The 3,783-nt window shown below is 53.0% G+C and carries 1 tRNA gene and 2 rRNA genes; all 3 read left to right on the forward strand.

The window, feature by feature from the left end:
* The first annotated feature begins 355 nt into the window (after positions 1 to 355).
* The 3 genes from ACR0IU_RS22170 (at position 356) to ACR0IU_RS22180 (ending at position 3,720) form a co-directional block, all read left to right on the forward strand.
* Positions 356 to 3,221 (forward strand): 23S ribosomal RNA (locus tag ACR0IU_RS22170).
* Positions 3,222 to 3,439: 218 nt separating this feature from the next.
* Positions 3,440 to 3,554: ribosomal RNA gene (gene rrf, locus ACR0IU_RS22175) — 5S ribosomal RNA — on the forward strand.
* Positions 3,555 to 3,643: 89 nt separating this feature from the next.
* A tRNA-Met gene (locus ACR0IU_RS22180) sits at positions 3,644 to 3,720 on the forward strand.
* The last annotated feature ends 63 nt before the right edge of the window (positions 3,721 to 3,783 follow it).

The raw sequence follows: 3,783 nt of genomic DNA on the forward strand, positions 1-3,783 counted from the left end.
TCAGTTGGTCCTCTTCGGAGGAGGTTTGATTAGGGATGTTTCCTCGTCCCTCTTTGAATATCCCGGCTGAAACGAACAGAGTTGTCCAAGTCAAGTACACTAACCCGCATGATCTGACGATCATGCATGTCTTCTATCCTCTGCGTGGGGCCGACCGACATCGGCAGCGCGGGTTCCAGGATGGAAGGCGGGAAAGTATGCTTTTGGTTCAGAAGAAAGATCGCCTTTAGTTACCAGCTGGGCGATCACGATTGACCTGATCGAACTGTGAAGGCCGCAGGCCGGAAGAGTTCACGCGCTCAAGTAGCCGAATAGGCGGTAGCGCAAAAAGTCATGTCTTTCTTTTTCTGGATCAAATCAAGCGCGAGAAGGGCGTTTGGTGAATGCCTTGGCAGCAAGAGGCGATGAAAGACGTGATACTCTGCGATAAGCCATGGGGAGCTGAGAATAAGCTTTGATCCATGGATCTCTGAATGGGGCAACCCACCTGAAAGCTTCATATTGTTATCTTTGATACTCAATATGGGGTTTAAACAGGTACTTAAGACCTGAATACATAGGGTTTTAAGAGCAAACCCGGGGAACTGAAACATCTAAGTACCCGGAGGAAAGGAAATCAATTGATACTCCCCTAGTAGCGGCGAGCGAACGGGGACCAGCCGAGCCAGATAAGTGACTAGAACACGTTGGGAAGCGTGGCCATAGCGGGTGACAGCCCCGTATAGGAAGCTTTGATGGACGTATTAAGTAGGGCGGAACACGTGAAATTCTGTCTGAAGATCGGAGGACCACCTTCGAAGGCTAAGTACTCCTTGCTGACCGATAGCGAACCAGTACCGTGAGGGAAAGGTGAAAAGCACCCCGACGAGGGGAGTGAAACAGTACCTGAAACCGAACGCCTACAATCAGTCGGAGGCTCCTTGCGAGCTGACGGCGTACCTTTTGTATAATGGGTCATCGACTTGGTCTCACGAGCAAGCTTAAGCCGTTAGGTGTAGGCGTAGCGAAAGCGAGTCTTAATAGGGCGTATGAGTTCGTGGGATCAGACCCGAAACCGAGTGATCTAGGCATGGCCAGGTTGAAGGTAAGGTAACACTTACTGGAGGACCGAACCCACATCCGTTGAAAAGGATCGGGATGAGCTGTGCCTAGGGGTGAAAGGCCAATCAAACTCGGAGATAGCTGGTTCTCTGCGAAATCTATTTAGGTAGAGCGTCATCCGAATACCCCGGGGGGTAGAGCACTGGATGGGTAATGGGGCCCCACAGGCTTACTGATCCTAACCAAACTCCGAATACCCGGGAGTACTAGATGGCAGACACACTGCGGATGCTAACGTCCGTAGTGGAGAGGGAAACAACCCTGACCTACGACTAAGGCCCCCAATTCATGGCTAAGTGGGAAAGCAGGTGGGACGACCAAAACAACCAGGAGGTTGGCTTAGAAGCAGCCATCCTTTAAAGATAGCGTAACAGCTCACTGGTCTAAATAAGTTGTCCTGCGGCGAAGATGTAACGGGGCTCAAGCCATGAGCCGAAGTCTAGGGATGCGTAAGCATCGGTAGCAGAGCGTAGTGTGACATAGCACTTATCTTGTATTATCGCCGGTCATTTGGTGCGAGCAATCGCGCTCAAGTAGCCGAATAGGCGGTAGCGCAAGATAAAGTGCTTTCGATGAAGCCGGGGCGTGAGCCATCCGGTGGAGAGATCACTAGTGAGAATGATGACATGAGTAGCGACAAAGAGTGTGAGAGACACTCTCGCCGAAAGTCCAAGGGTTCCTGCTTAAAGCTAATCTGAGCAGGGTAAGCCGGCCCCTAAGCCGAGGCCGAAAGGCGTAGGCGATGGGAACTAGGTTAATATTCCTAGGCCAGGAGGATGTGACGGATCACAGGTGTAGTTCAATCTTATCGGATTGATTGGGCTGCTGAGTGGTTCCTGGAAATAGCCCTCCATCAGACCGTACCCTAAACCGACACAGGTGGACTGGTAGAGCATACCAAGGCGCTTGAGAGAACGATGTTGAAGGAACTCGGCAAAATACCTCCGTAAGTTCGCGAGAAGGAGGCCCGGTTCCTAGGCAACTAGGGGCTGGGGGCACAAACCAGGGGGTGGCGACTGTTTATTAAAAACACAGGGCTCTGCGAAGTCGCAAGACGACGTATAGGGTCTGACGCCTGCCCGGTGCCTGAAGGTTAAAAGGAGAGGTGAGAGCCTTGAATTGAAGCCCAGGTAAACGGCGGCCGTAACTATAACGGTCCTAAGGTAGCGAAATTCCTTGTCGGGTAAGTTCCGACCTGCACGAATGGCGTAACGACTTCCCCGCTGTCTCCAACATCGACTCAGCGAAATTGAATTGCCTGTCAAGATGCAGGCTTCCCGCGGTTAGACGGAAAGACCCCGTGCACCTTTACTACAGCTTCGCACTGGCATCAGGATTGTGATGTGCAGGATAGGTGGTAGGCTTTGAAGCGGAAACGCAAGTATCCGTGGAGCCTCCCTTGAGATACCACCCTTCGCACTCTTGATGTCTAACCGCGGTCCGTTATCCGGATCCGGGACCCTGCGTGGCGGGTAGTTTGACTGGGGCGGTCGCCTCCTAAAGCGTAACGGAGGCGCGCGAAGGTTGGCTCAGAGCGGTCGGAAATCGCTCGTTGAGTGCAATGGCAGAAGCCAGCCTGACTGCAAGACTGACAAGTCGAGCAGAGTCGAAAGACGGCCATAGTGATCCGGTGGTCCCGAGTGGAAGGGCCATCGCTCAACGGATAAAAGGTACGCCGGGGATAACAGGCTGATACTGCCCAAGAGTCCATATCGACGGCAGTGTTTGGCACCTCGATGTCGGCTCATCTCATCCTGGGGCTGGAGCAGGTCCCAAGGGTACGGCTGTTCGCCGTTTAAAGAGGTACGTGAGCTGGGTTTAGAACGTCGTGAGACAGTTCGGTCCCTATCTGCCGTGGGTGTAGGAGACTTGAGAGGAGTTGCCCCTAGTACGAGAGGACCGGGGTGAACGATCCACTGGTGGACCAGTTGTCGTGCCAACGGCAGTGCTGGGTAGCTATGATCGGACAGGATAACCGCTGAAGGCATCTAAGCGGGAAGCCCCCCTCAAAACAAGGTCTCCCTGAGGGCCGTGGAAGACCACCACGTCAATAGGCCGGAGATGTAAGCGCAGTAATGCGTTCAGTTGACCGGTACTAATCGCCCGATAGGCTTGATTTGATCCAGTAATGGAAAGACAAAATCAAAAGCATACACTGACCTTGAGTTGGACAATTACGTCGCTTTTGCTACGCAAACAGCGACGGTGTTGATTGATGTGAAACCCCGTAAGGGGTGACATAACAACCGTGCGGCAACGCGCATTCGCTTCGCGAATACGCTGCCTGCCGCGCGTCGCCTTTTTGCACTGCAAAAAGAGCGACGGGGATTTTCCTCGGTTTGGTGGTCATAGCGCAAGTGAAACACCCGGTCCCATCCCGAACCCGGAAGTTAAGCACTGCCGCGCCAATGGTACTTGGGCTTAAGCCCCGGGAGAGTAGGTCACCGCCAAACCTAGTAAAATCCCCCTTCTCTCTAAAACGATGAAAAGAACACTACCCGGTCTCAAGTAGCCGAATAGGCGGTAGACCAACGCTAAGTGTCGCGGGATGGAGCAGCCCGGTAGCTCGTCAGGCTCATAACCTGAAGGTCGCAGGTTCAAATCCTGCTCCCGCAACCAACGTCAGAAAATATCAGTATAGCCCGTTCAGACTACAATTGATCACACGGTTCAATTGCTTAA

The organism is Ruegeria sp. CL5 (assembly GCF_056536485.1).